Annotated in this window: 24 protein-coding genes; 14 read left to right on the forward strand and 10 right to left on the reverse strand. The window is 53.9% G+C overall.

The genetic code is table 11. The annotated features are described in order from the left end of the window. Nucleotides 1–15 precede the first annotated feature (15 nt). The 5 genes from accC to msrP form a co-directional block, all read right to left on the reverse strand. Complete coding sequence (accC, locus tag LK04_RS01155; protein ID WP_059109760.1) at nucleotides 16–1365, reverse strand: acetyl-CoA carboxylase biotin carboxylase subunit; 1350 nt, start codon at nucleotides 1363–1365, stop codon at nucleotides 16–18. 11 nt (nucleotides 1366–1376) lie between these two features. Continuing rightward, complete coding sequence (gene accB / locus LK04_RS01160) at nucleotides 1377–1847, reverse strand: acetyl-CoA carboxylase biotin carboxyl carrier protein (protein ID WP_059109761.1); 471 nt, start codon at nucleotides 1845–1847, stop codon at nucleotides 1377–1379. 21 nt (nucleotides 1848–1868) lie between these two features. After that, nucleotides 1869–2321: a type II 3-dehydroquinate dehydratase gene (gene aroQ, locus LK04_RS01165; protein ID WP_039335885.1), complete on the reverse strand. Its 453-nt coding sequence runs from the start codon at nucleotides 2319–2321 to the stop codon at nucleotides 1869–1871. A gap of 232 nt (nucleotides 2322–2553) precedes the next feature. Then, nucleotides 2554–3156 (reverse strand): protein-methionine-sulfoxide reductase heme-binding subunit MsrQ, encoded by a 603-nt coding sequence (msrQ, locus tag LK04_RS01170; RefSeq protein ID WP_039335887.1) that lies wholly within the window; start codon nucleotides 3154–3156, stop codon nucleotides 2554–2556. Continuing rightward, nucleotides 3157–4161: a protein-methionine-sulfoxide reductase catalytic subunit MsrP gene (gene msrP / locus LK04_RS01175; protein ID WP_039335889.1), complete on the reverse strand. Its 1005-nt coding sequence runs from the start codon at nucleotides 4159–4161 to the stop codon at nucleotides 3157–3159. A gap of 605 nt (nucleotides 4162–4766) precedes the next feature. Here msrP and csrD point away from each other — a divergent pair. The 8 genes from csrD to tldD all read left to right on the forward strand — a co-directional run bounded on the left by csrD (nucleotide 4767) and on the right by tldD (nucleotide 17166). Next, nucleotides 4767–6713 (forward strand): RNase E specificity factor CsrD, encoded by a 1947-nt coding sequence (gene csrD / locus LK04_RS01180; protein ID WP_039331584.1) that lies wholly within the window; start codon nucleotides 4767–4769, stop codon nucleotides 6711–6713. Between the two features lie 310 nt (nucleotides 6714–7023). After that, a complete protein-coding gene (gene mreB, locus LK04_RS01185) occupies nucleotides 7024–8067 on the forward strand; it encodes a rod shape-determining protein MreB (RefSeq protein ID WP_007891976.1) in 1044 nt (347 codons plus the stop codon). A gap of 145 nt (nucleotides 8068–8212) precedes the next feature. Further along, nucleotides 8213–9247, forward strand: coding sequence for a rod shape-determining protein MreC (mreC, locus tag LK04_RS01190; protein ID WP_039331579.1), 1035 nt, complete (start codon nucleotides 8213–8215; stop codon nucleotides 9245–9247). Then, nucleotides 9244–9732, forward strand: coding sequence for a rod shape-determining protein MreD (gene mreD, locus LK04_RS01195; protein ID WP_039331577.1), 489 nt, complete (start codon nucleotides 9244–9246; stop codon nucleotides 9730–9732). Before mreC ends, mreD begins: the two co-directional genes overlap by 4 nt. Before the next feature lie 8 nt (nucleotides 9733–9740). Beyond that, nucleotides 9741–10334, forward strand: coding sequence for a Maf family protein (locus tag LK04_RS01200; protein ID WP_039331575.1), 594 nt, complete (start codon nucleotides 9741–9743; stop codon nucleotides 10332–10334). Then, nucleotides 10324–11793, forward strand: coding sequence for a ribonuclease G (rng, locus tag LK04_RS01205; RefSeq protein ID WP_038644369.1), 1470 nt, complete (start codon nucleotides 10324–10326; stop codon nucleotides 11791–11793). The genes LK04_RS01200 and rng overlap by 11 nt, the downstream gene beginning before the upstream one ends. Nucleotides 11794–11840: 47 nt before the next feature. Continuing rightward, complete coding sequence (yhdP, locus tag LK04_RS01210) at nucleotides 11841–15656, forward strand: AsmA2 domain-containing protein YhdP (protein ID WP_039331573.1); 3816 nt, start codon at nucleotides 11841–11843, stop codon at nucleotides 15654–15656. A 64-nt stretch (nucleotides 15657–15720) separates the two neighbouring features. Beyond that, nucleotides 15721–17166: a metalloprotease TldD gene (tldD, locus tag LK04_RS01215; RefSeq protein WP_039331571.1), complete on the forward strand. Its 1446-nt coding sequence runs from the start codon at nucleotides 15721–15723 to the stop codon at nucleotides 17164–17166. A gap of 162 nt (nucleotides 17167–17328) precedes the next feature. On the opposite strand, the gene aaeR is transcribed toward tldD, so the two are convergent. Then, nucleotides 17329–18246 (reverse strand): HTH-type transcriptional activator AaeR, encoded by a 918-nt coding sequence (gene aaeR / locus LK04_RS01220; protein WP_039331569.1) that lies wholly within the window; start codon nucleotides 18244–18246, stop codon nucleotides 17329–17331. Nucleotides 18247–18504: 258 nt separating this feature from the next. Between aaeR and aaeX the strand changes: the two genes are divergently transcribed. The 5 genes from aaeX (at nucleotide 18505) to LK04_RS01245 (ending at nucleotide 23462) form a co-directional block, all read left to right on the forward strand. After that, complete coding sequence (gene aaeX / locus LK04_RS01225) at nucleotides 18505–18708, forward strand: p-hydroxybenzoic acid efflux pump operon protein AaeX (RefSeq protein WP_021508145.1); 204 nt, start codon at nucleotides 18505–18507, stop codon at nucleotides 18706–18708. 10 nt (nucleotides 18709–18718) lie between these two features. Then, complete coding sequence (gene aaeA, locus LK04_RS01230; RefSeq protein WP_039331568.1) at nucleotides 18719–19648, forward strand: p-hydroxybenzoic acid efflux pump subunit AaeA; 930 nt, start codon at nucleotides 18719–18721, stop codon at nucleotides 19646–19648. Between the two features lie 11 nt (nucleotides 19649–19659). Further along, a complete protein-coding gene (gene aaeB, locus LK04_RS01235; RefSeq protein WP_039331565.1) occupies nucleotides 19660–21612 on the forward strand; it encodes a p-hydroxybenzoic acid efflux pump subunit AaeB in 1953 nt (650 codons plus the stop codon). 111 nt (nucleotides 21613–21723) lie between these two features. Beyond that, nucleotides 21724–23178 (forward strand): NAD-dependent succinate-semialdehyde dehydrogenase, encoded by a 1455-nt coding sequence (locus tag LK04_RS01240; protein WP_039331563.1) that lies wholly within the window; start codon nucleotides 21724–21726, stop codon nucleotides 23176–23178. 14 nt (nucleotides 23179–23192) lie between these two features. After that, the gene (locus tag LK04_RS01245) at nucleotides 23193–23462 is read left to right on the forward strand and encodes a barstar family protein (RefSeq protein WP_039331561.1); all 270 of its coding nucleotides are present in this window, start codon (nucleotides 23193–23195) and stop codon (nucleotides 23460–23462) included. Nucleotides 23463–23520: 58 nt separating this feature from the next. Here LK04_RS01245 and yhcN (LK04_RS01250) read toward each other — a convergent pair whose 3' ends face one another. The 4 genes from yhcN (LK04_RS01250) to argR form a co-directional block, all read right to left on the reverse strand. Further along, nucleotides 23521–23787: a peroxide/acid stress response protein YhcN gene (gene yhcN / locus LK04_RS01250; protein WP_039331560.1), complete on the reverse strand. Its 267-nt coding sequence runs from the start codon at nucleotides 23785–23787 to the stop codon at nucleotides 23521–23523. 104 nt (nucleotides 23788–23891) lie between these two features. Then, the gene (locus tag LK04_RS01255) at nucleotides 23892–24158 is read right to left on the reverse strand and encodes a YdgH/BhsA/McbA-like domain containing protein (protein WP_039331559.1); all 267 of its coding nucleotides are present in this window, start codon (nucleotides 24156–24158) and stop codon (nucleotides 23892–23894) included. Nucleotides 24159–24249: 91 nt separating this feature from the next. Further along, a complete protein-coding gene (gene yhcN / locus LK04_RS01260) occupies nucleotides 24250–24513 on the reverse strand; it encodes a peroxide/acid stress response protein YhcN (RefSeq protein ID WP_039331558.1) in 264 nt (87 codons plus the stop codon). A 490-nt stretch (nucleotides 24514–25003) separates the two neighbouring features. Next, nucleotides 25004–25474 (reverse strand): transcriptional regulator ArgR, encoded by a 471-nt coding sequence (gene argR / locus LK04_RS01265; protein WP_039331557.1) that lies wholly within the window; start codon nucleotides 25472–25474, stop codon nucleotides 25004–25006. Nucleotides 25475–25894: 420 nt separating this feature from the next. On the opposite strand from argR, the gene mdh reads away from it, so the two are divergent. Next, nucleotides 25895–26830 (forward strand): malate dehydrogenase, encoded by a 936-nt coding sequence (gene mdh / locus LK04_RS01270; protein ID WP_039331555.1) that lies wholly within the window; start codon nucleotides 25895–25897, stop codon nucleotides 26828–26830. The last annotated feature ends 13 nt before the right edge of the window (nucleotides 26831–26843 follow it).

Raw genomic sequence — 26843 nt, forward strand, 5'->3', positions numbered from 1 at the left:
TGCTCTGCGCTGCCATTACTTCTCGTGCAGGCCGAGTTTTTTCTCCAGATAGTGGATGTTGGTGCCACCCTGCTGGAAGTTTTCGTCGGACATGATTTTCATCTGCAGCTCGACGTTGGTCTTGATGCCGTCGATGATCAGCTCTGCCAGCGCATTCTTCATACGCGCGATGGCCACTTCACGGGTGTCACCGTAGGTGATCAACTTACCGATCATGGAATCGTAATACGGCGGCACGCTGTAGCCGGCATAGATGTGCGATTCCCAGCGCACGCCAAAACCGCCTGGCGCGTGGAAACGGGTGATCTTGCCCGGGCTTGGCAGGAAAGTGTTCGGGTCTTCGGCGTTGATACGGCATTCCACCGCATGGCCGCGAACCACCACGTCTTCCTGTTTGATCGACAGCGGCTGACCGGCAGCAATACGCAGCTGCTCTTTGATCAGATCCACGCCGGTGATCATCTCGGTCACCGGATGTTCAACCTGAATACGGGTGTTCATCTCAATGAAGTAGAACTCACCGTTTTCGTACAGGAACTCGAAGGTACCCGCACCGCGATAGCCGATATCAATACAGGCCTTGGCACAACGCTCGCCGATGTTACGACGCAGCTCTGCCGTGATGCCTGGCGCAGGCGCTTCTTCGACCACTTTCTGGTGACGACGCTGCATTGAGCAGTCACGTTCCGCCAGATAGATCGCGTTGCCCTGACCGTCGGCCATCACCTGAATTTCAATGTGACGTGGGTTCTCGAGGAATTTCTCCATGTACACCATGTCGTTGTTGAAAGCCGCTTTGGCTTCCGCTTTCGTCATGCCGATGGATTGTTCCAGATCTTTTTCGCTGCGCACCACGCGCATGCCGCGACCGCCGCCGCCGCCGGAGGCTTTGATGATCACCGGATAGCCGATGCGCTTGGCGATGGCACGGTTTTTATCCATGTCATCGGTCAGCGAGCCGTCAGAGCCCGGTACGGTCGGTACGCCGGTTTTCTTCATCGCGGTGATCGCAGACACTTTGTCGCCCATCAGGCGGATGGTGTCGGCTTTCGGGCCGATGAAGATAAAGCCAGAGCGCTCAACCTGCTCAGCGAAATCGGCGTTCTCAGAGAGGAAGCCGTAGCCCGGGTGGATCGCCACTGCGCCAGTGATTTCGGCGGCAGAGATCAGTGCCGGGATGTTCAGATAACTTTTGACCGACTGCGCCGGGCCGATGCAGACGGTTTCGTCCGCCAGCAGCACGTGCTTCAGGTCGCGGTCCGCAGTGGAGTGTACGGCAACAGTCTTGATGCCCAGCTCTTTGCAGGCACGCAGAATGCGCAGCGCAATTTCACCGCGGTTAGCAATGACAATTTTATCCAGCATGCTTCGCCTCGTTATTCGATGACAACCAGCGGCTCGTCAAATTCAACCGGTTGGCCGCTTTCGACCAGGATCGCCTTCACAACGCCGGATTTATCGGCTTCGATCTGGTTCATCATTTTCATCGCTTCAACGATGCACAGAGTGTCGCCCGCGTTGACTTTCTGGCCCACTTCCACGAAGGCTTTCGCGTCCGGGCTTGGGGTGCGGTAGAAGGTGCCGACCATCGGGGAACGCACGATGTGACCGGTGATTTCTGGCTTAGCGGCTTCTGCAGCCGGTGCTGCTGCCGCAGGGGCAACGGCGGTGGCCAGCGCAGGTTGCTGCATCATCGGCGCAGCATAAGCCTGCTGCATCACAGGGTAGCCGGCATTAGCAGGTGAACGGCTGATACGAACGGACTCTTCGCCCTCGGAGATTTCCAGCTCGGAGATGCCAGACTCTTCAACCAGTTCGATCAGTTTCTTAATTTTACGAATATCCATGAGTGTGGTTCCGTACTCTGTTTAATTGGAATGTGACAGGCGTTTTACTGCCGTTTGTAAAGCCCACGAGTATCCATCAGCGCCAAGTCCACAGATGACGCCGGCAGATACATCGGAAAGATAGGAGTGATGCCGGAACGGTTCGCGTGCATGCACGTTTGAGAGATGCACCTCAATAAAAGGAATGCTTACCGCCAACAGCGCATCACGCAGTGCAACGCTGGTGTGCGTGAACGCAGCTGGGTTGATGATGATGTAATCCACATTGCCACGGGCCTCGTGAATACGATCGATCAACTGAAACTCAGCGTTCGATTGCAAATGACTCAATTTCACATGGTGCTGGTCAGCCTGTTGTGTCAGATCGCCGACGATTTGTGCCAGCGTGGTATGACCATACTTCTCAGGCTCGCGCGTTCCCAGCAAATTCAAATTGGGACCGTTCAAAAGCAGTATGTGAAATTTGTGCGCCATCTTGCTGCTATCTCCTGCAATCAGTGAGGCATCGCGTAAAATACCGCGACATCTGCCGTTTGTCACTCCTGAGAGTGAAAAAGACGACTTCGCTTGCAATAAAGCCGGGCATTATATCCGTTTCGTCGCAATTCGCAGCAAAATACTGGTCTTATCTGCGAAGTTGATCGGATGCGGCCCTGAGGCCACACCTTTTAACAGATCTCGTGACAGGAAAACAACCTTGCGGGGATTATCGGCGAAGAAGATTACGCAACTTATTGTAACGCCAGCCTAACAACACCAAAGCCAGCAGTGCATAAATCCAAGGCTGAGGTGAGAAGACTTTGACTGACCAAAGATAGTGGATAGGTGCGAGGATCGCGACAAGATAGATGCCATTGTGCAAGGTTTGCCAGCGGCGACCGAGTTTGCGCTGCGCACGTTGAAACGAAGTAATCGCCAGGGCAAACAGCACCAACCAACAGATCATACCCAGTAACAGATAGGGGCGAGAAACGATCTCTTTGCCCAGCAATTGCAGATGGTTGTACCCCAGTTCCAGTAGGTAATAGCTGGTTAAATGCAAACAGGCCCAAACAAAGCACCATACGCCCAACAGGCGACGGGTGCGAATAAGCAGCGGTTGTTTCAGGTAGCGCGTCAAAGGGCTGACAAGTAGCGTGGCGAGCAGTAACTTCAGCGCCATTCTGCCGGTAAAATGCTGAATATCTTTTGCCGGATCGGCACTCAGCCAACCCTGGCTAGCGGCCATAAACAGATAAATAAACGGCAGAAAGGCCGCCAGGTGCAGCACCACTTTCAGTAGGGTGATTTGCCGTAACGTCAGTCGCACTCAGTAGTTCTCCCGTAAATCGAGCCCACGATAGAGCGATGCCACCTCTTTAGCGTAGCCGTTAAACAAAAGTGTAGGCTGACGTTCCACGTTAAGAATACCGCCGGAACCAATAAAGCGTTCAGTGGCCTGCGACCAGCGTGGATGATCGACGTGCGGGTTCACATTGGCATAAAAGCCGTATTCATTGGCGGCGATTTGACTCCAGGTCGTAGGGGGCTGATCGCGCGTCAGGGTGATCTTGACGATAGATTTAATGCCTTTGAAACCGTATTTCCATGGCACCGTCAGACGAATCGGCGCGCCATTCTGCGGTGGCAGCGCTTTGCCATAAACACCGGTACTGAGCAGCGTGAGGGGATGCATCGCTTCATCCAGGCGCAACCCTTCTACATAGGGGTAATCCAGCCCGCCGCCGATAAAGCGGTCTTTTTGGCCAGGCATTTGATCCGGTGCATAGAGCGTCTGGAAAGCGACAAAACGCGCATTGCTGGTAGGTTCCGCCAGTTTGAGCAGTTTATTCAGCTCAAAACCGACCCAAGGGATCACCATCGACCAGGCTTCCACGCATCGCATACGATAAATGCGCTGCTCCATGGCAAACCGTTTAAAGATGTCGTCCATATCCAGCGTCACCGGTTTTGCGACTTCACCTTCAATGCGCAACTGCCACGGCTCGGTTTTCAACGTTCCTGCGTTGGCTGCGGGATCGGCTTTATCCAGGCCAAATTCATAAAAATTATTGTAACCGGAGACCTTATCAAACGGCGTCAGCGGCAAATTCGCCTGCCACTCGGCTGGCTTGGTGAATTGCAGATCGCGGCCCGCAGGCGCAGGCGGGCGATCGTTCCCCTTGAACCAACTCAGCACATCAGCCTGTGCCACCCCGGGTAAACTGGCTGCTGCAGCGCCCAGTCCCAGTGCTTTCAAAACCTGACGGCGACGCATATTAAAGATGCTTTCTGGTGTGATGTCGGCTTCGGTCAGTGATTGCTTCAGCTTCATGGCTTTCTCCAGCGAAAAAGTAACTTGCACTTAGCATGCGTAAAGGCCAGCTATCACGCCAATTTACCCAGAAAAATATGAAATTTCCTGGCGGGAGGATTCTGTTGAGAATAGGACGAAAAAGGCCGCAGAAAACGCAGGCCATCACACTTTGGCGCTATACTCGCGCCGCAGGGTAAATTAGCATAGCGCACCGCATGATTTTGATGCGTATACCCTTCATACTTCGAGTTGCAGGTGCGTTGGCTACGTGCATTCACCTCAGTCACTTACTTCAGTAAGCTCCTGAGGATTCATGCACTTGCCGCCTTCCTAAAACTCGAATTATTTTGGGTATACCCTTCATACTGCGAGTTGCAGATGCGTTGGCTACGAACATTCACCTCAGTCACTGACTTCAGTAAGCTCCTGAGGATTCATGCACTTGCCGCCTTCCTGAACCAAGAGTAGGCCCCATGAGGGGACGCGAATTATTTTGGGTATAGCTGCCGCTGATTCAGGCAATGATTTGTGATATTTTGCTCAGGTTTGCGCCAATGAGCAGGTGAGCAGGCTGGCGCTAACGGATAGCGACCGTTCATAACCGCAGTGATACAGGCACAGGGATGCGATTAACAACAAAGTTTTCTGCGTTTATTACATTATTAAGCTTACTGGCGATGTTACTGATGCTGGTCGGCTGCGCTTTTAGTTTTATCTGGCTGTCACAACAACGTGTGGAAACGCGGGTGAATACGTTGGCAACCGAAGTCGACAAAGCACTCGCGGCGCAATCACCGCAAGAACTCACACAGTGGCTAACGCGCTTGATGCCGGTTATCAATGCCGAGCAAATCGAGATGCATAACGGTAACACCGTGGTCTTTCAGCTTAATCGACATGAAAATCCGATGCTGGAAGATGAGCCCAATCGCTTCATCCAGTTTGATATTCCTTTATTGCACTCTCCTGGCCTTGAGCTGCGCGTGGTGGTACTCGATCCTGCAAAAACCTGGTTTCGATCCTTTACGGGAGCCTACACGCTGATTGCATTGTTTTCTGTGGTCGCCATTATGTCAGCGCTGCTGATCATGACGCATCGCTGGATCAACCGTCGCTGGCAGAACATGGAACGCCTGGAAGATCGTTCTGATCGTATTTTGGCAGGTGAGCGGGCTCCTCATGTTGAGCATTACAGCGAGTGGCCGCCCAAAGCCAGCCGTGCCATAGACACCTTGCTTAACGATCTGCAGGAAGCCGGCGAGCAGCGTCTGCGCATCGATACTTTGATTCGCACCTTTGCCGCGCAGGATTCACGTACTGGCCTCAATAACCGACTGTTCTTTGATAACCAACTGGCTACCCTTTTGGAAGATCAGGAAGACGTTGGCACCCACGGTGTGGTGATGATGGTACGCCTGCCGGATCTCGACGTATTGCACGAAACACTGGGCCCCACGCTGGTGGATGAGTATCTGTTTGATCTGATCAACATGCTGTCGACATTTGTCTTGCGCTATCCAGGCGCATTGCTGGCGCGCTATTTCCGCAGTGATTTCGCCGTATTGTTGCCGCATCGCACTCTGAAAGAGGCCAACAGCATCGCCGATCAGTTAATCAACGCGGTCGATTCGCTGCCGCCGATGCGCATGGTGGACCGTGATGATCTCATTCACATCGGTATCAGCGCCTGGCGTAGCGGCCAGAGCGTGCCTCAGGTGATGGAAAATGTGGAGATGGCCACGCGCCGTGCAGCACTGCAGGGAGGAAACAGCTGGTCAGTGGGTGAGGGCAATACCTTAGACATGGGGCGTGGCAGCGTGCGCTGGCGGACCCTACTGGAAAATACCCTCAACCGTGGCGGGCCACGCCTTTACCAGAAACCCGCGGTGTTATTAGACGGCAAAGTTCATCACCGTGAGATGCTGGCCCGCGTATTTGATGGCGATAAAGAGGTGGTTTCGGCCGAATTTATGCCGCTGGTGTTGCAACTCGGTCTCACCGATAGCTGGGATCGCCAACTCGTGACGCGTATTGCCGCACTTTCTGAAGTCTGGCCAGATGAAACGCTGGCGTTACCCGTGAATATTGATTCATTATTGCAGCGCCCGTTCCAGCGTTGGCTGCAAAATTTACTGTTGCAGTGTACGAAATCGCAAAGAAATCGTTTTTTATTTGAACTTGCTGAGGCGGATGTTTGTCAACACATCAATCGTTTAGTGCCTGTTTTCCGTATGCTGACGGCATTTGGCTGTCGCGTTGCGGTGGATCAGGCGGGCTTAACGGTGGTGAGTAGTGCGTACATCAAGCAATTCCCCATTGAAGTGATCAAGCTTGATCCTGGTTTAGTACGCAATATCGAACGCCGTACTGAGAATCAGCTGTTTGTGCAAAGCTTACTCGAAGTCTGTAAGTCGACGCAGACGCAAGTGTTCGCTGCCGGGGTACGTACCCGTGCCGAGTGGCAAACGCTGGCAGGATTAGGGGTTTCAGGTGGGCAGGGTGACTTCTTTGCACCTTCCTTACCGGTAAACAGTAATGTGAAAAAACACTCACAACGTTATCGAATTTAGTGCTTCGGCGCGTGATGACGCACTAACAGCGTTTTTTCTGCCTTATTCATTTCAGTCGGCTGAATTCTGCTGGCTGGAAATGTTAGATTTTATGTCGAGATTTGCCCACAACAGGTGGGGAAATTGGCGTTTGATAGGGCGACTTAGCGCTATTTAACGGTGGCCAGGGATAAGCGAATCGGCCCAAAAAATTATTCAGCGTGTTTTTTCACCGGAGCAGAACGTTTTTGCGCCTTGTGGCGGCTTCGCGTGGTTGGTAAAGTAGGCGGATTTTATTTTCCGCCCCCAGCTTGCAGGATTATCCCTTAGTATGTTTAAAAAATTTCGTGGCATGTTTTCCAATGACTTGTCCATTGACCTGGGTACCGCGAATACCCTGATTTACGTAAAAGGACAGGGCATCGTGCTGAACGAGCCTTCCGTAGTTGCTATCCGTCAGGACCGTGCTGGCTCTCCAAAGAGCGTAGCGGCAGTAGGCCATGACGCGAAGCAGATGCTTGGCCGTACGCCTGGCAACATCGCGGCTATCCGTCCAATGAAAGACGGTGTGATTGCCGACTTCTTCGTGACCGAGAAAATGCTGCAGCACTTTATTAAACAAGTGCACAGCAACAGCTTCATGCGTCCAAGCCCACGCGTGCTGGTCTGTGTGCCAGTAGGCGCCACTCAAGTTGAGCGCCGTGCGATTCGTGAATCTGCACAGGGTGCAGGCGCACGTGAAGTCTTCCTGATTGAAGAGCCAATGGCTGCGGCAATTGGTGCCGGTTTGCCGGTATCAGAAGCAACGGGTTCAATGGTGGTGGATATCGGTGGTGGTACCACTGAAGTCGCCGTGATTTCATTGAACGGCGTGGTCTACTCTTCATCTGTACGTATTGGTGGTGACCGCTTCGATGAAGCTATCATTAATTACGTACGCCGCAATTACGGTTCACTGATCGGTGAAGCCACTGCGGAACGTATTAAACACGGGATTGGTTCTGCTTATCCGGGTGATGAAGTACACGAAATTGAAGTGCGTGGCCGTAACCTGGCAGAAGGTGTGCCACGTGGCTTTACACTGAACTCCAATGAGATCCTTGAAGCGCTGCAAGAACCGTTGACCGGTATTGTCAGTGCAGTGATGGTGGCGCTGGAGCAGTGCCCGCCGGAACTGGCTTCCGACATCTCCGAGCGCGGTATGGTGCTGACCGGTGGTGGCGCGTTGCTGCGTAACCTCGATCGCCTGCTGATGGAAGAGACCGGTATTCCGGTTGTCGTAGCAGAAGATCCGTTGACCTGCGTCGCGCGTGGCGGTGGTAAAGCGTTGGAAATGATCGACATGCATGGCGGCGATTTGTTCAGCGAGGAGTAATTCCTCATCGGCTGAGACCGTGGTCAAATTGCGCAGGGAGTCGCGCTAATCGACGCTGCGCACGACGGCGTGATGCGTCCAGCCCTGGAGGCGTTGGTCATGTGACTAACGCTTCTTCCCTGATGTCGAGGAACACGCAGATTTTATGAAGCCGATTTTTAGCAGGGGGCCATCCCTGCAGTTGCGCCTCTTTCTGGCAGTCATTGTGGCTATCGCGATTATTATTGCCGACAGTCGCGTGAGCTCCTTTTCCCAGATCCGCAACTACCTGGACACGTCGGTGAGTCCATTTTATTTTCTGGCCAATGGCCCGCGACAGCTTCTGGACGGCGTATCGGAAACGCTGGCCTCACGCCAGCAGCTCGAACTGGAAAATAAAGCGTTGCGCCGCGAGCTCTTCCTGAAAAACAGTGACCTGCTGATGCTGGGGCAATACAAGCAGGAAAACGCACGTCTGCGTGAACTGCTCGGCTCGCCGCTGCGTCAGGATGAGCATAAAATGGTGACCCAGGTGATCTCCACGGGTACCGATCCTTACACCGATCAGGTGGTCATCGATAAAGGCAGCGTAAACGGTGTTTACGAAGGCCAGCCGGTGATCAGCGATAAAGGTGTGGTCGGTCAGGTGGTGGCTGTTGGCCAGGTAACCAGCCGCGTTCTGCTGATTTGCGATGCCTCGCACGCATTGCCGATTCAGGTATTACGTAACGATATTCGCGTCATTGCGGCCGGTAACGGTTGTAGCGAAGATCTGCAGCTGGAGCATCTGCCGGGTAACACGGATATTCGTGTGGGCGATGTGCTGGTGACATCCGGTCTCGGTGGTCGTTTCCCGGAAGGTTATCCGGTTGGCGTGGTCTCGTCCGTGAAAGTGGATACCCAACGCGCTTACACCGTGATTCAGGCACACCCAACAGCTGGCCTGCAACGTCTGCGTTACCTGCTGCTGTTATGGGGCTCGGATAAGAACGGTGACATGCCAATGGCACCGGACGAAGTGCATCGTGTGGCTAATGAACGTCTGATGCAGATGATGCCACAGGTTCTGCCGCCAGCCGGTGAAATGGGCCCTCCGGCACCGGACATGATGCAACCGACGCAACAAATGGGGCCGCCGGCACCCGCTAATGGCAGCCGTTCGCAAGGGATTCCTGCGAACACACGCGGAGGCCAGCCTTGAGTCGATATCGCAGCCAGGGCCGATGGGTTATCTGGCTGTCCTTCCTGATTGCCCTCATTCTGCAAATCATGCCTTGGCCGGAACAAATTTACATGTTCCGGCCTTCATGGCTTTTGTTGATCCTGATTTACTGGGTTCTGGCCTTACCGCACCGGGTGAATGTAGGAACTGGCTTCTTTTTAGGTGCCGTGATGGATCTGGTGGCCGGTTCTACGCTGGGTGTGCGTGCGCTGGCATTCAGCATCATCGCGTATTTGGTGGCCTTCAAATTTCAGCTATTCCGAAATCTGGCGTTGTGGCAGCAAGCATTAATGGTTATGGTGCTGTCGCTTGCGGTGGATGTGATTGTTTTCTGGGCTGAATTTTTGGTGATCAACGTCTCATTCCGCCCGGAAATCTTCTGGAGCAGTGTGGTCGACGGCATTCTATGGCCTTGGCTATTCTTATTAATGAGAAAGATTCGCCGTCAGTTCGCTGTTCAGTAAGGAAGACTATGATAACCCTGTACCTCGCCTCCGGTTCACCGCGTCGCCGTGAACTGCTCACGCAGCTTGGCCTGCAGTTTGAGCGCCTAATCACGCAGGTTGAAGAGCAGCGCAAGCCCGATGAAGCCGCTGAAGCCTATGTGCGACGTCTGGCTTCTGATAAAGCGCGTGCAGGGGTGGCGGTGGCACCGCAGGATTTGCCGGTGTTAGGTGCAGATACTATCGTGGTGCTCAATAGCGAAGTGCTGGAAAAACCGCGCGATGCTGAGCACGCGGCTGAAATGCTGAGTAAACTCTCTGGGCAAACGCATCAGGTGATGACCGCCGTAGTATTAGCGGATGCGCAGCGTGAACTGGATTGCCTTGTGACCACTGACGTGACATTTCGCAATATCACCGCAGCGGAAATTTCGCGCTATATCGCCAGCGGCGAGCCGATGGATAAAGCCGGCGCGTACGGAATACAGGGTCTGGGCGGCAATTTTGTCCGCAAGATTAATGGAAGCTATCACGCCGTAGTGGGATTACCGCTGGTTGAGACCAATGAGCTGCTGAGCCACTTTCAGTCGCTGCGTGCGTTAAGGGGACAAGATGACGGCTGAACTGCTGGTAAACGTTACACCTTCTGAAACCCGTGTCGCCTATATTGATGGCGGCATTTTGCAAGAGATCCACATTGAGCGTGAAGCGCGGCGCGGTATTGTGGGTAACATCTATAAAGGACGCATCAGCCGCGTCTTACCGGGCATGCAGGCTGCCTTTGTCGATATCGGCATGGATAAAGCCGCCTTCCTGCATGCTTCCGATATCATGCCGCATACCGAGTGCGTAGCGGGTGATGAAAAGAAAAACTTCGTGGTGCGTGACATCAGCGAACTGGTGCGCCCCGGCCAGGATTTAGTGGTGCAAGTGGTGAAAGATCCGCTGGGCACCAAAGGCGCGCGCCTCACCACCGATATTACGCTGCCCTCACGCTACCTGGTGTTTATGCCGGGAGCCTCACACGTCGGCGTTTCTCAACGTATTGAAAGTGAAGCAGAGCGCGATCGCCTGAAAGCGGTGGTGTCGGCTTACTGCGACGATTTGGGCGGCTTTATTATTCGCACTGCAGCGGAAGGCATTTGCGAGGAAGATCTGGCACAGGATGCCGCATTCCTCAAACGGCTGTGGACCAAAGTCAGCGAGCGCAAGAAGCGCAACCAGACGCGCTGCTTGCTGTACGGTGAGTTAGCCTTAGCGCAGCGAGTGCTGCGTGATTTTGCTGGCGCAGCGCTTGATCGCATCCGTGTTGATTCCCGTCTGACTTGCGATCTGCTGGTGGAGTTTACCGGCGAATACATCCCGGAAATGGCCAGCAAGCTGGAGCTGTACAGCGGCAAACAACCGATCTTTGATCTGTTTGATGTCGAGAATGAAATTCAGCGCTCGTTAGAGCGTAAGGTGGAGTTGAAGTCGGGTGGCTATTTGATCATCGATCAAACCGAAGCCATGACCACGGTGGATATCAACACCGGTGCTTTTGTGGGGCACCGTAATCTTGACGAAACCATCTTCAACACCAACATTGAAGCCACACAGGCGATTGCCCGCCAGCTGCGACTGCGCAACCTGGGCGGCATCATCATCATTGATTTCATTGATATGAGTAATGATGATCACCGCCGTCGCGTGCTGCATTCGCTGGAAAGTGCGTTGAGCAAAGATCGGGTGAAAACCGGTATTAACGGCTTTTCAGCGCTGGGCTTGGTGGAAATGACGCGTAAGCGCACGCGTGAAAGTATTGAGCATGTACTCTGTGCGGATTGCCCGGTGTGCAAAGGGCGTGGCACGCTGAAAACGGTTGAGACCGTGTGTTATGAGATCATGCGTGAAATTGTACGCGTGCATCACGCCTACGACTCCGACCGCTTCCTGGTGTACGTTTCCCCGGCGGTGGGCGAAGCGCTGAAAAGTGAAGAGTCCCATGCGCTGGCTGAAGTGGAAATCTTTGTCGGCAAGCAGGTTAAAGTCCATGTTGAGCCGCTCTATACACAGGAGCAGTTTGACGTCGTGATGATGTAAGTCGTGAGGTTAAACGCCGTTATTCAACGGAAAGCAAGGAGAGGTGTGTGAGGCGGTTGCCGAGGATATTGTTACTGCTGCTCGCCGCAATCATCGTTATTGTGGCGCTGCTGGTCAGCGGGTTGCGCCTCGTGATGCCGCATCTCAACAGCTATCGCAGCGACATACTGCAGACGATTTCACGCGTCAGCGGCGTGACGGTGGACGCCAGCGAACTACAGGGTAAATGGGAGAACTTTGGTCCCACCTTGCAGGTGCGCAATCTCAACGTGATGATGCCGGATGATGGCAAACTCACCATTGGCCGCGTGAACCTGGCGTTAAACATCTGGCAATCTCTGCTGCACTGGCGCTGGCAGTTCCGCGATCTCACCTTCTGGCAATTACGGGCGGATCTCAATCGTCCATTGCTCACCAATGATCAACAACGCAACAGTTTCAAACCGACGCAAATCAATGATCTCTTTCTGCGCCAGTTTGACCACTTTGATCTGCGCGACAGCAGCATCCGTTTTCTCACGCCCTCAGGCCAACATGCTGAACTGGCTATCCCGCGCCTGACCTGGCTCAACGAAAGTACGCGCCACCGTGCGGAAGGCGAAGTGAGTCTCTCCAGCTTTACCGGCCAACATGGTGTAGTGCAGGTGCGACTCGATCTGAATGACACAGATGGCTTGCTTAACGATGGCCGTATCTGGATGCAAGCGGATGATGTGGATGTCCGTCCGTGGATCGGTCCTTGGTTACGTGACAACACCAGCCTGGAGAGCGCGCGTTTCAGCCTGGCAGCCTGGGTGAATCTGCGTGACGGCGACGTGTATGCCGGTGATTTACTGCTGAGCAAAGGCGGCGCACGCTGGCGTGGTGAGCAGGGCGATCATCAACTGCAAGTGGATGGTTTAACCGCCCATCTGTCGCGTTTCCAAAATGGCTGGAGCCTGTCCGTCCCGCAAACCCGTCTCAGCACCGATGGGATTGCCTGGGCGCCTGGCCACTTCGCGATTCTGTGGAAGCCAGAAGATCAACAGATGCTTGGGGCCAACAGTTCACCTGAGGTGCGTGTTCGTGCCACCCAGCTTGATCTGGAACGTTTAGCCCCGCTGGTGCCGCTGTTCAAACCCTTATCACCGGCGTTGCTCGACAACTGGCGGGCGTTGCAACCGCGCGGCTACCTTGATGCGCTGGCGCTGGATATCCCGCTCAATCAACCCGAAAACACTCGCTTGCAGGCTAAATGGCGCGATTTGGCGTGGCAGCATTGGGAACTCTTGCCTGGCATCAGTAACCTGAGCGGCACGGCCAGCGGCAGCCTGAACAACGGCCAACTGGATGTGGCGATGGGGCAGGCCGAAGTGCCTTACGGCGATATGTTCCAGGCACCGCTGCAGATCAAGCAAATCACCGGCAAGCTGAACTGGTTGCGTGATGCTAATGGCCTGACGCTGGATGGGCAGAACCTCGATGTGCAAGCGCGTTCGCTGTGGGCGCGCGGTGATTTCCGCTATCAGCAGAACCTCGGTAAATCTCCACGCCTCGATATTCTGGCTGGGATTCGCGTCACCGATGCAGGCGATGCCTGGCGCTACTTCCCGGAACCGCTGATGGGGCATGATTTAACCCATTACCTCAGCGAGTCGATCAAGGGCGGGCAGGTGGATAATGCCACCTTGCTGTTTGCGGGCGATCCGCACTTGTTCCCGTTCAAACACAACGACGGCATGTTTGAGGTCTGGGTTCCATTAAAGAATTCCACCTTCCAGTTCCAGCCCGGCTGGCCAGCGCTGCAGAACCTCGATATCAATCTCGACTTCCTCAACAATGGGCTGTGGATGAAGGCGGAGAAAACCAGGCTGGGCGAGGTTGAAGCGCGCAACGTCAGCGCGGTGATCCCTGATTACCTCAAAGAGAAGCTGATCATTGATGGTGACCTGAGCGGTGGTGGCCAGCAGATCGCCGATTACTTTGAACAGACACCGCTGAAACCCACGTTAGGTGCAGCGCTGCAGCAGCTACAAATTGGCGGCAACGTACGCGGTTCGCTTAACCTCGACATTCCGTTGGATGGCGAGCTGGTGCATGCCAGTGGCAACGTGGTGCTGAATAACAATAGCCTGCATATCAAACCGTTAAATACCACGCTAAACAATCTCAGCGGGCGCTTCCGTTACAACAACGGTAACCTGGAAAGTGAAGAGATGCAGGCCAACTGGTTCGGCCAACCCACCGGAGTCAGCTTTACCACCACGGAAAACCCGAATGACTTCGGCGTGAACGTCAAACTGCTGGGAGACTGGCAGCCCGCCAAACTAAAAGTGCTGCCGCAAAATGTCAGCAGTCAGCTGAGCGGCAGTTTGCCCTGGCAGGGGAATGTGGATATCACCTTGCCACACAAAGGTGGCGCGACTTACAAGGTTGATTTGAAAGGCGATGGCAAAACAGTAAGTAGTCACTTACCTGCACCACTGGATAAGCAGGCTGGTGAAGCGATGCCGATTGCAATTAACGCGACAGGCGATCTCCACGGTTTCACCTTAAGCGGCAGCGTGCGTGAGCACCATCGCTTTAACAGCCGCTGGATTCTGGAACCGCAGTTGCGCGTCGATCGGGGCATCTGGCTTAACGACGCGAAAAGCACGCCTAAACTGCCTGAAAACCGCGGTATGGAGCTGAATCTGCCGGCGATGGATGGTGAAGCCTGGATGGGCTTACTGGCTGGCTCGGGTAATTCGCGTAATGCGCAGGGTGAAACCGAAGTCGGCGGTGCGCTTCTGCCCGGTGATGTGATTCTGCGTACACCGGCGTTAACACTGGGCGGACAGCAGTGGCACGACGTCAACGCCACTGTGACGCAAGGCCCTACCGGCAACACGCAGTTGCAGCTGGAAAGCCGTGAGGCGCGCGGCAGCGTGACGACGGCACAGCACGCCCCGTGGCAAATCGACCTCAGCTATCTTTACTACAATCCTGAATGGGCGAGCGAAAACAGCAGCGCTGCTTCCCCATTTGGCAACAGCAGCAGTGTTAACTTCAGCAACTGGCCTGCCATGCAACTGAACTGCGACGAATGCTGGCTGCGAGGCCAGAAGTTTGGCCATATGCAGGCCAGATTGCAGCCGCAGGGAGATACGTTAGCACTCACTAACGGCAGCGTGGATACCGGCAGTTCGAAGTTGTTGATCAACGGTGAATGGGTTAACAAACCGGGCGACCAGCGTACCTCACTGAAAGGCACACTGAGTGGCAAGAGCATCAATGACGCGACCAACTGGTTTGGTATGAACACCCCGCTGCGGGATGCCCCTTTCAAACTGGATTATGACCTGCACTGGCGCTCCGCGCCTTGGCAGCCGTCGGAAGAGACGTTAAGTGGCACGCTGAAAACGCACTTTGGTAAAGGTCAGATTGCCGACGTGAACACCGGGCGTGCCGGTCAGCTGCTGCGCCTGTTCAGTTTCGATGCCCTGCTGCGCAAGCTGCGTTTTGATTTCAGTGACACCTTCAGCGAAGGTTTCTACTTCGACTCGATTAACGGTACGGCGTGGATTGAAAACGGCGTCATGCGCACGGATAACCTGCTGGTGGATGGCCTGGAAGCGGATATCGCGATGCAGGGCAAAATCGATTTGGTGAAACGTCAGATTGATATGGAAGCGGTGGTCGCACCTGAAATCTCTGCTTCTGTCGGCGTGGCGACCGCGTTTGTGGTCAACCCGGTGATAGGTGCGGCGGTGTTTGCTGCCAGCAAGGTATTGGGGCCGTTGTGGAATAAGATTTCGCTGCTGCGATATCACATCAGCGGGCCGCTGGATAAACCGGAAATCAATGAAGTGCTGCGTAAACCGCGCGAAGATGACAAGAAGTGAATTTGACGCCATCGGGGAATTGCCGCAGGCTATGACTATCTGAGCACATAATGAGTGAGAAACGATGACTCTGAATCTGGTAAGTGAGCAGTTACTAGCTGCTAACGGCATTAATCAGCAGGACCTTTATTCCCTGTTAGGGCAGCTTTCAGAACGTCGTCTGGATTATGCCGATCTCTATTTCCAGTCCAGCTTCCATGAGTCCTGGGTGCTGGAAGACAAAATCATCAAAGATGGCTCTTATCATATCGATCAGGGTGTGGGCGTACGTGCGGTGAGCGGTGAAAAAACCGGATTCGCCTACGCTGACCAAATCACGCTGAACGCGTTACGTCAGTCGTCAGAAGCCGCGCGCAGCATCGTGCGGGAACAGGGCAACGGCAAAGCGCACACGCTCTCTGCTGTGGTTAATCGTTCTTTGTATGCACCGATCAATCCGCTGGACAGCTTAACGCGCGAAGACAAGATTGCCTTGCTTCACCGTGTCGATAAAGTGGCCCGTGCCACCGATCCGCGTGTGCAGGAAGTGAATGCCAGCCTGAGCGGTGTCTATGAGCAAGTGCTGGTGGCCGCAACAGATGGCACGCTGGCGGCGGATATTCGCCCGCTGGTGCGTTTATCGATCAGCGTGCAAGTGGAAGACCAGGGCAAACGCGAACGCGGTTCAAGTGGCGGCGGCGCGCGTACCGGTTATGAATTCTTCCTCGCCGATGAAAGTGGCGATGTGCGCGCTGATGCCTGGGCACGTGAAGCAGTGCGCTTAGCGTTGGTTAACCTGTCTGCGGTTGCCGCGCCGGCGGGCACCCTGCCAGTGGTGTTGGGTGCAGGCTGGCCAGGTGTTCTGCTGCATGAAGCGGTGGGACATGGGCTGGAAGGCGATTTCAACCGCCGTGAAACCTCCGTGTTCAGCGGCAAGATGGGGCAACTGGTCGCGTCTGAGCTGTGCACCGTGGTGGATGATGGCACCATCGAAGGGCTGCGCGGCTCCCTGGCTGTAGATGATGAAGGTGTGCCAGGTCAGTACAACGTGCTGATCGAGAATGGCATTCTGAAAGGCTACATGCAGGATAAACTGAATGCGCGCCTGATGGGTGTGCCGCCAACCGGAAACGGTCGCCGCGAATCCTATGCTCATCTGCCGATGCCGCGTATGACCAACACCTACATGCTGGCAGGCAAATCCACGCCGCAGGATATTATCGAGAGCGTGGAGTACGGCTTGTACGCCCCGAACTTTGGCGGTGGTCAGGTGGATATTACCTCGGGCAAATTTGTGTTCTCCACGTCAGAAGCCTATCTGATTGAGAACGGCAAAGTGACCAAACCGGTGAAAGGTGCCACGCTGATCGGTTCCGGTATTGAAGCGATGCAGCAGATCTCAATGGTGGGTAACGACCTGGCGCTGGATAAAGGCGTGGGCGTGTGCGGTAAAGAAGGACAAAGCGTGCCGGTGGGCGTGGGCCAGCCAACGCTGAAGCTGGATAAAATCACCGTAGGTGGTACGGCGTAATAAACCGGGTGCGCATTAATCATGTTCCAGGTGCGTATTAATGCGCACCCTACGAAATATGGCACCTTGCGCATCAATCATGGCCTTGGTGCGCTTTAATTCACATCCTCCGAAATATGACACGGTAGATTGTAGGGTCGCCATTCATGGCGACCAGAACGGTCAGCTCTTTCGATGCTGCTGATACTGCCTTGCCACCTGCTTAAAATACTCGGTCAGATAATCAATACACACCTGCACCTTTAACGGCATTTTGTCCTTTTCGGTATACAGCGCATACACCGGACGGGGTTCAGAATGGTATTGCGGGAACAGAATATCGATCTCGCCCGCGTTAATTTCATCAATCACCCACATCAGTGGCACGTAAGCGATGCCGCAGCCGGCTTTCAGCCAGCGAATCAGCGTTTGCGAATCATTGGTCACAAAGCGCCCTTGCGGGGTGAGTTTGGTTACCAGCCCTTCCGGTGCCACCAACTCAAAGGTGTTGTCCGGACGCACGCTGTACTCCAGCCATGAAAAGTTATCAATCTCACCCGGTTTGTCCGGCGTGCCGTTTTGTGCCAGATAACTTTTCGCCGCGCATACCACCATCGGCATGGCACCCAGGCGGCGTGAAAACAAGTTCGAGTCCTGCAGCGCGCCCACGCGCACCACAATATCCAGCCCATTGGCGATGAGGTCAGGTGCTGGAATACCCGTCACTAAATTCACACTCAACCCCGGATATTCGTGTAACATCTCGCTGGTCATGGCGGACAGGACATTTTGCGCCATGGTGGATGAACAACCGATGCGCAGGATGCCAATCGGCGTATTATTAAAGGCATACAGCTGTTCATGTACCTGAGACGCCTCAGCCAGCATGCGGCGGCAGCCCTGATAGTAGATCTTGCCCGCTTCGGTCAGGCCAATGCTGCGGGTGCTGCGATTGAGTAATTTGACCTGCAGTTCATCTTCCAGTTTGGCGACAATCTGGCTGATTGACGAAACGCTGAGATGGAGCTGACGTGCCGCGGCGGTAAATGAACCTAATTCAACCACTTTGGCGAAGATGGACATGCCTTTAAGTCGTTCCATTGTTTACTCTGGCTAAAAAGTGATTTAGCTCACAATATGTAGAAAACGTATAGTCAAGCGCGTTACTATACGCACGCTGGGTCTGTTCACCGCACCTTAACACGGCTGTGTTTACTCGATGATACGCTATCATTAGCTCAACGCGGCCTGAATGTTGCCATCAGTCTCCCAATCATCCCCTGATAATCAACCCAACGTGCTCCGTGGCATGAGGGCAGGTATCGGTGCGATCCGGCAAGGTCGAACTAAGGATCCGAAATGAGTGTGCTTCCGGTATTTGTCGTATTCGGGCTGTCTTTTCCGCCCATCTTCATCGAACTACTGGTTTCGCTGGCGCTGTTCTGGCTGGTGAAACGCGTGCTGACGCCCAGCGGAATTTACGATCTGGTGTGGCATCCGGCACTTTTTAACACAGCGCTGTATTGCTGTGTGTTTTACCTTGTATCCCGTTTATTCGTCTGAGGTTTTTTAAGTGAAAGCGCTAATAAGAAAAATCGCGCGTTACGCGATTACGATCCTGCTGGTCATCATCGCTATCGTGATCATCTTCCGCGCCTGGGTGTTCTACACCGAGTCGCCCTGGACGCGTGACGCCAAATTCTCCGCCGACGTAGTGGCGATCTCCCCGGATGTGACGGGTCTGATCACTGATGTGCCGGTCCACGACAACCAACTGGTTAAAAAAGGCGACACCCTGTTTGTGGTCGATCGTCCACGCTACCAAAAAGCGCTGGATGAGGCCCAGGCCGATGTCGAATATTACCAGGCGCTGGTCAACGAAAAACGTCGTGAAGCGGCGCGCCGTAACCAGCTTGGCACCAGCGCGATGTCGCGCGAAGCTATCGATCAGGCGAACAACGATTTGCAAACCAGCGAACATCAGCTGGCTAAGTCTATTGCCACGCGCGATTTGGCGGTGATTGACCTCGATCGCACCACGATCAAGGCACCGTCCGACGGCTGGGTCACTAACCTTAACGTCTATCAGGGTGAGTTCATCACACGCGGTTCTGTGGCCGTGGCGTTGGTACAACAGCATTCATTCTACGTGCTGGCCTATATGGAAGAGACCAAGCTGGATGGTGTACGTCCAGGCTTCCGTGCAGAAATTACCCCGCTGGGTAGCAATACCGTACTACGTGGCACTGTCGACAGCATCGCCGCCGGTGTGACCAACAGCAGCAGCAGCGTTGACAGCAAAGGCATGGCCACCATCGACTCCAACCTCGAGTGGGTACGTCTGGCGCAGCGTGTGCCGGTGCGTATTCGTCTGGATGATCAACCAGGTAACCGTTTCCCAGCAGGGACTACAGCGACCGTGGTGATCACCGGGGATAAAGATCGTCAAACCAAAGTCTCACCGATGGCGCAGTTCTTTAACCGCCTGCGCGAGTTTGGTTAAACGAGGCTGTTATGATTGAGTTTTTGCGTTTCCCGGTGAAGCTGACGTTCGCGCTGGTTGCCGCGCTGATGATTGGCTTTCACTTTAATCTGGAAACGCCGCGTTGGGCGGTCATGACCGCCGGCATTGTGGCCGGTGGTACCGCCTTTGCTGCAGGGGGCGATCCCTATTCTGGCGCACTGCGCTATCGCGGCATCTTGCGCATCATTGGTACGTTTATCGGCAGCATTGCCGCACTCACCATCATGATTGCCACCATCCGGGCACCGGTGGTGATGCTGCTGCTGTGCTGTTTATGGGCGGGCATGTGTGTCTGGCTTTCGTCTTTAATCAAAGTCGAAAACTCCTACGCGCTGGGCCTGGCCGGATACACCGCGCTGATCATCGTCATCACCGCCGATGCCAGTGGTGCCTTAACGCTGGCACCGCAGTTTGCTGTCGAGCGCTGTAGCGAAATCGTCCTCGGCATTTTGTGTGCGATTCTTGCTGATATGCTGTTCTCGCCGCGTTCGATCAAGAAAGTGATCGATGCGGAAGTGGATGCGCTGCTGGTGGCCCACTACAAACTGCTGCAACTGTGCGTCGCGCACGGTGATAAAGAGGAAGTCGATAAAGCCTGGAGCGCGCTGGTGCGTCGCACCACGGCACTTAATGGCATGCGCAGCCAGCTGCTGATGGAATCCTCGCGCTGGAAGAACACCAGCCGCCGTTTGCAGATGCTGAATACGCTGTCATTGACGTTGATTACCCAGGCAGCAGAAACCTTCCTGATTCAGAATTCACGCCCGGAATACGTCCCGCCTCAGTATCGTCTGCTGATTGAGAAAGAGGTCAGCAACGTTAACGATGTGCACAAACGTATGAAGGTCATGCGCCGCTTGATTGGCCTCACCAGCAAAACGGTGCCGATGACGGTCGCAAGCTGGGTCGGTGCTGCCACGGAATATCTGCTGCTGATCAACGGTATTCGCAGCAATGGTCGTATCACCACGCTGGAAGAGAGTATTTTGCAGCGTGAGGTGGTGATTCAGGCACGTTCTGCCGAAACCCACCACGCGATGATCAATGGCGTGCGTACTTTTGTCGCCACTGCGCTCGGCTCACTGTTCTGGCTGTATACCGGCTGGACGTCCGGCAGCGGTTGCATGGTGATGCTGGCGGTGATCACCGCGTTGGCGATGCGTATGCCAAACCCATTGATGCTGGCAAAAGATTTTCTCTACGGCATGACCTTCGCGATCCCACTTGGTCTGCTGTACTTCGTCTACATTTTGCCCGCGACGCAGCAAAGTGCCTTACTGCTGTGTATTGCCATTGGTACTTTGGGGTTTGTCGGCGGCATCTTTGTCCAGCGTCGTCAGATTGGTACGTTAGGGGCGCTGATCGGCACCATCAACGTGTTGGTGTTGGATAACCCGATGAAATTCGAGTTCAACGTCTTCCTCGATAATGCGCTGGGGCAGTGGATTGGCTGCTTTGTCGCGATGATGGTGATTCTGCTGATCCGCGATAAATCTAAAGCGCGCACAGGCCGTAAGCTGCTCAACCGCTTTATGTACGCAGCCGTAGCGGCGTTGACCACCAATCAGGCGCGTCGCCGGGAAAACCACCTCCCTGCGTTGTATCAACAGCTGTTTCTGCTGCTGAACCTGTTTCCAGGTGATATCGATAAATACCGCATTGCACTCACGCTGATTATTGGCCATCAACGTCTGCGTAATGCCGAAGTGCCGATCAATCCGGAACTTTCGGCCTACCATCGTCAACTGCGTTATACCGCCGATCGGGTGATCTCGGCGAGCAGTGATGATAAACGCCGTCACTACTTTGAGCGGTTATTGAAGGAGCTGGAGGTCTATCAGGAAAAACTTCAGCATTACGCGGCACCTGAGAGTGTGACCGAACCGGTGAAGCGCCTGTCGCTGATGCTGGAGAAGTATCAGAACACCCTCATCCAAATCTGAATAAGGCCGCTGCCACCCGCAGCGGCCTTTTTGATCCCACGTTGACACAAAACCCAATGATTTTGGCATCTATACTTTTCTGACAGGATACACACTGACAGGAGCATAACGATGTCCACTTCTCTGCAATCACATCCGCTCTTCAAAACCGGCTACTTTGTGGCGGGTCAATGGCACAGCGGCAGTACCACCTTTGACGTCACCAACCCGGCCACGGGTGAGGTGCTGGCAAAAGTGGCTAAGGCCGGTAAGCGTGAAACCGAACAGGCGATTGCCGCCGCCGAACAGGCTTTCCCGGCCTGGCGCGATAAAACCGCGAAACAACGCGCAGAAATTCTGAATCGCTGGTATCAGCTGATGATTGAGAACAAAAGCTGGCTCGGGCAGTTGATGACCGCCGAACAAGGCAAACCCTTAAAAGAAGCAGAAGGCGAAGTCGAGTACGCCGCCAGTTTCATTCAATGGTTTGCTGAGCAGGCCAAGCGCGCCAACGGTGAAATCATCCCTCCGGCAAAACCAGGCTCACGTATTCTGGCCACGCGTGAGCCAATCGGCGTGGTTGCGGCTATTACGCCGTGGAACTTCCCCATGGCGATGCTGACACGCAAGCTCGGCCCGGCGCTGGCCGCCGGATGCACCGGCATTATTAAACCCGCCAATAACACGCCGCTGTGTGCGTTTGCCTTACTGGCGCTGGCACAACAAGCGGGAGTGCCCGATGGTGTGTTGAACGCCGTAGCGGGTGATACCCACGCCATCAGCGACGCGATAATGGCGAGCAAAGCGGTGCGCAAAATCTCCTTCACCGGATCAACCGCGGTCGGCAAAACCTTGATGCGCAATGCGGCTGAAACCATGAAAAAAGTTTCCATGGAGCTGGGAGGCAATGCGCCTTACATCGTGTTTGAAGATGCGGATATTGATGCCGCTGTGCAGGGCGCGATAGCGAATAAATTCCGTAATGCGGGCCAGGTATGCGTCAGCGTGAATCGCTTCTATGTGCACAATGCCATCTACGATCGTTTCGTCAATCAACTGGCTGCTGCGGTAAGCCAACTCAAAGTCGGCATCGGTACAGAAGAGGGCGTCATTGTCGGGCCGCTGATTGAACCGTCGGCGCTGGAAAAAGTGGAAGAGCATGTCAAAGATGCACTGAGCAAAGGCGGCACCTTACTCACCGGAGGCGAGCGCCATCCTCTGGGCGGTAATTTCTGGCAGCCCACGGTGATAGGCGATGCTCACGAAGGCATGAAGCTGGCACAGGAAGAGACGTTTGGCCCGGTGGCGGCCTGTTTCCGTTTCGACGATGAAGCCGATGTGATTCAACGCGCCAATCATACCGATTATGGACTGGCAGCCTATTTCTATACGCAAAACCTGCAGCGGGTATTTCGCGTGTCGGCGGCGTTGGAAGCCGGGATGATTGGGATTAACGAATGTGCCGTGTCCACCGAACTGGCTCCCTTTGGCGGCGTGAAAGCGTCTGGATTAGGTCGTGAAGGGTCCGTACTGGGGATGGAGGAGTACCTTGAGGTGAAAGCGCTGCACCTTGGCGGGCTTGCCTAGAAGAGGGCAACACAATGAGAACCGAGCGTTTCGATTTCGACGAAATCGTCGATCAAGCCCATTTCTATCGCCAGTTCAGCGATCGCTTCGCGCTGGTCGATCGTGCCGTCAGCGATCTTGACGATCTTTGGGATGCGATCATGGGTGAGCATATGCCATTGCCACTGGAGATTGAGTTTGTGAATCTGGGAAAAGGGCAGAAACGCCGATATGGCGCATTGATTCTATTGTTCGATGAAGCAGAAGAGGAGCTGGAGGGCCAGCTCCGCTTTAATGTGACGTGATCAACTAAAAAGGGCCCCGGCGAGCGGGGCCAAAGGGTTCGTCAGAATTGACGAGGAATTATTTATACAACTCAGCGGTCAGGTGATAGCTGTCGCCGGTTTTCGCTTCAATCACTTTGTAAGCGCTGGCACCTTGCTCATCGGCTTTCTGTGAAAGCTGGGCACGGTAATCCATAGGTGATCCACCTGTACCACTGATGGTCACGGTGCTGCCGGTAGGTTGCAGATTTTGCGCCTGCTCATCGGTCACCAGTTGTGCTGCAGAAGCACCAAAGGCAAACAGGGAAAGAAGGCTAGCGGCTGCGATGGTTGTTTTGATTTTCATAATTTTTCTCCTCGTGGCAATCAACAACCTGCGGCAAAAGTGGGTGTGGCGGGTCGTCGATCAATTGTCTGGCGCCGCGAAGGCGCCTGACGTTCGATTAATACTTATTTATACAGTTCAGCAGTGACGTGGTAGGTGTCACCACGGTTGCTCTCAATGATGCGATAGTGGCTGGCACCCTGAGCATCGGCTTTTTGTGACAGTTCCTGGCGAACATTCGCCTGGTCGCCGTCAACACCGCTAACACTGATGGTTTGGTTTAACGATTGCAGCTGTTCAGCTTGTTCGTTAGAAACCAGACTGGCGGCACTGGCACCGAAAGACAGAACAGAAGCCAGACCCAGAACTGCGATAGCTAATTTGGTTTTCATGATTCACTCTCCTGAAATTTGGTTTGGCAACCTGAGAGGCAAATGCGTCTCAAACGGGTCGCCGTTCACACTGCGTCTTGATTCAGCAAACTTATTTGTAAAGCTCAGCGGTGGCGTGATAGCTGTCGCCAGTATTCGCTTCGATCACACGGTAGGCTTTTGCGCCTTCCTGATCGGCTTTAGCGTTCAGTTGCTCATGGATGTCCATCGGAGAACCACCCACGCCGCTTACGCTAATGGTGCCAGCGGGTTGCAGGTTAGCTGCTTGTTGAGCATTGATAGAATCCGCTGCAAAAGCACCAAATGACAGGGCAGATAGAATGCTCAGGGTTGCGATAGTAGTTTTAACGTTCATGATATTTTTCCTCGTCGTCTATTTTTATCTTTTTCTTTCGTGTGATTTGCATCACGAAAAGAAGTATAGATCTAATCACTCATGAAATTAATATCTGGCTAATAATGTTTGGTTGTTATTCTTTATCCTTATGACGCTTTTTTAGAACTCATGGTTATAAAAAACGCCTGGATCTTAACCATTGACGGTTATTTATTCGTAAAAACAATGATCTGCATCAAATTATCTTTTTGTGCGAAAGATCGTGGTTGATCTCGCTGGCTGGTGCGAATTAAGGAGCTATAACGGCTGAGCACGATATGTAAAGCAGTGTAAAATAGCGCATATAGTTAAGCAGGGGAAAAGGTCGTACCAATATTACTCTGGCTACAGAACACGAGGATCTAAGGTTAACTCATTATTTACAAAAGGATTTGTAACAAGCGGGGCGGGACAGGGGGAAAACAAAGGGGGATGACCAGCAGGTGAGCTGCCGGTCTACAGCAGGGTTTTATAACTCTTGTTCGAATAAAACCAGCACAGCGTCGTGCAACTGTTTTACGGAGAAAGCGCGTGCGGGGGTAATAAAGATGGTGTCATCACCGGCGATAGTCCCGAGGATCCCTTCCGCTTTGCCGAGTGAATCCAGCAGACGCGCTATTAGCTGCGCAGCACCCGGGCTGGTGTGGATCACCACCAGCGCATCGTTGTAATCGATATCCAGCACCAAATTCTTCAGTGGGCTGGTGGTGGTCGGCACGCCCAGTTCAGCGGGCAGGCAATATACCATTTCCATTTTGGCATTGCGGGTGCGCACTGCGCCAAACTTAGTCAGCATACGAGAAACTTTTGACTGATTGATATTTTCGAAGCCGTCTTCCTGCAGCGCCTGTACGATCTCACCTTGAGAACTAAATTTCTCTTCCTTTAATAAGGCCTTGAAGGCTTTGATCAGGTCGTCTTGTTTTGATGGATTTCGCATAAGCTACCAATAAAAGAGGGGTGCGGCAGGCAACAGGCCTACAGCAGATAAATTATTATGCATTTAGATGAATTTTTATGCAATAAGCGTGATGAGAGAATCGCCGCATAATTCTGCGGGGGCGGCATCATACCAGAGATTTGTGTTGCGCCAAAATCGCGGGGTGACGCGCAAAGCGAAGGTTGCAATGTTGTTATAGTATTGAAGTGGTAACAACAATATCGATGATCATTGCCGTCCATAGTTTTCTGGCTGCGATTGTATCATTCAGGCGACTTCTGAAGTGGAGATGTCTCGGGAGCCGATTGCGGCGTAGGTTAATGCGCGACAGGTGTGTCGCTATCGCCTGAGAAGTTGATTAAACTCGTAACCTGATGGATTTTCGGCATATCTCTGCCCCACCTTAATAAGGAGTTCAGGATGAAAGTTGCCGTTCTCGGTGCAGCTGGTGGTATCGGCCAAGCGCTAGCGCTGCTGCTCAAAACTCAATTACCCGCAGGTTCCTCTCTCTCACTTTACGACATTGCTCCGGTGACGCCGGGTGTCGCGGTGGATCTCAGCCATATTCCGACTGCGGTAAAAGTAGAAGGGTTCAGTGGCGAAGATGCGACCCCCGCGCTGCACGGTGCCGATGTGGTGTTGATTTCTGCTGGCGTGGCTCGTAAACCCGGCATGGATCGCGCTGATTTGTTTAACGTCAACGCCGGGATCGTCCGCAATCTGATCGAGCAGGTGGCCAGTACCGCACCGAAAGCGCTGATTGGCGTGATTACCAACCCGGTGAACACTACCGTGGCGATTGCCGCTGAAGTGCTGAAAAAAGCCGGCGTCTATGACAAAAACCGTTTGTTTGGCGTGTCGACGCTCGACATCATCCGCGCTAATACATTTGTTGCTGCGTTGAAAGGCAAACAGCCAACCGAGATCGAAGTGCCGGTAGTGGGGGGGCATTCTGGCGTCACCATTCTGCCACTGCTGTCGCAAGTTAAAGGTATCAGCTTCAGCGACCAGGAAGTGGCTGACCTGACCAAACGCATTCAGAATGCGGGTACTGAAGTGGTCGAAGCCAAAGCCGGTGGCGGATCGGCAACCTTGTCGATGGGGCAAGCGGCAGCGCGCTTTGGTCTCTCGCTGATTCGTGCCCTACAGGGCGAAGCCAATGTGGTGGAGTGTGCTTATGTTGAAGGTGACGGCGAATACGCGCGCTTCTTCTCACAGCCGCTGCTGTTGGGCAAAAACGGCATCGTTGAGCGTCGTCCACTGGGACCCTTAAGTGCGTTTGAACAGCAGGCACTTAATGGCATGCTGGAGACGTTGAAGAAAGATATCGCGCAAGGCGTAGAATTCGTGAAGTGACGTTCACTCGATA

The sequence above is a fragment of the Pantoea vagans genome (genome assembly GCF_001506165.1).
Lineage (GTDB): Bacteria > Pseudomonadota > Gammaproteobacteria > Enterobacterales > Enterobacteriaceae > Pantoea > Pantoea vagans_C.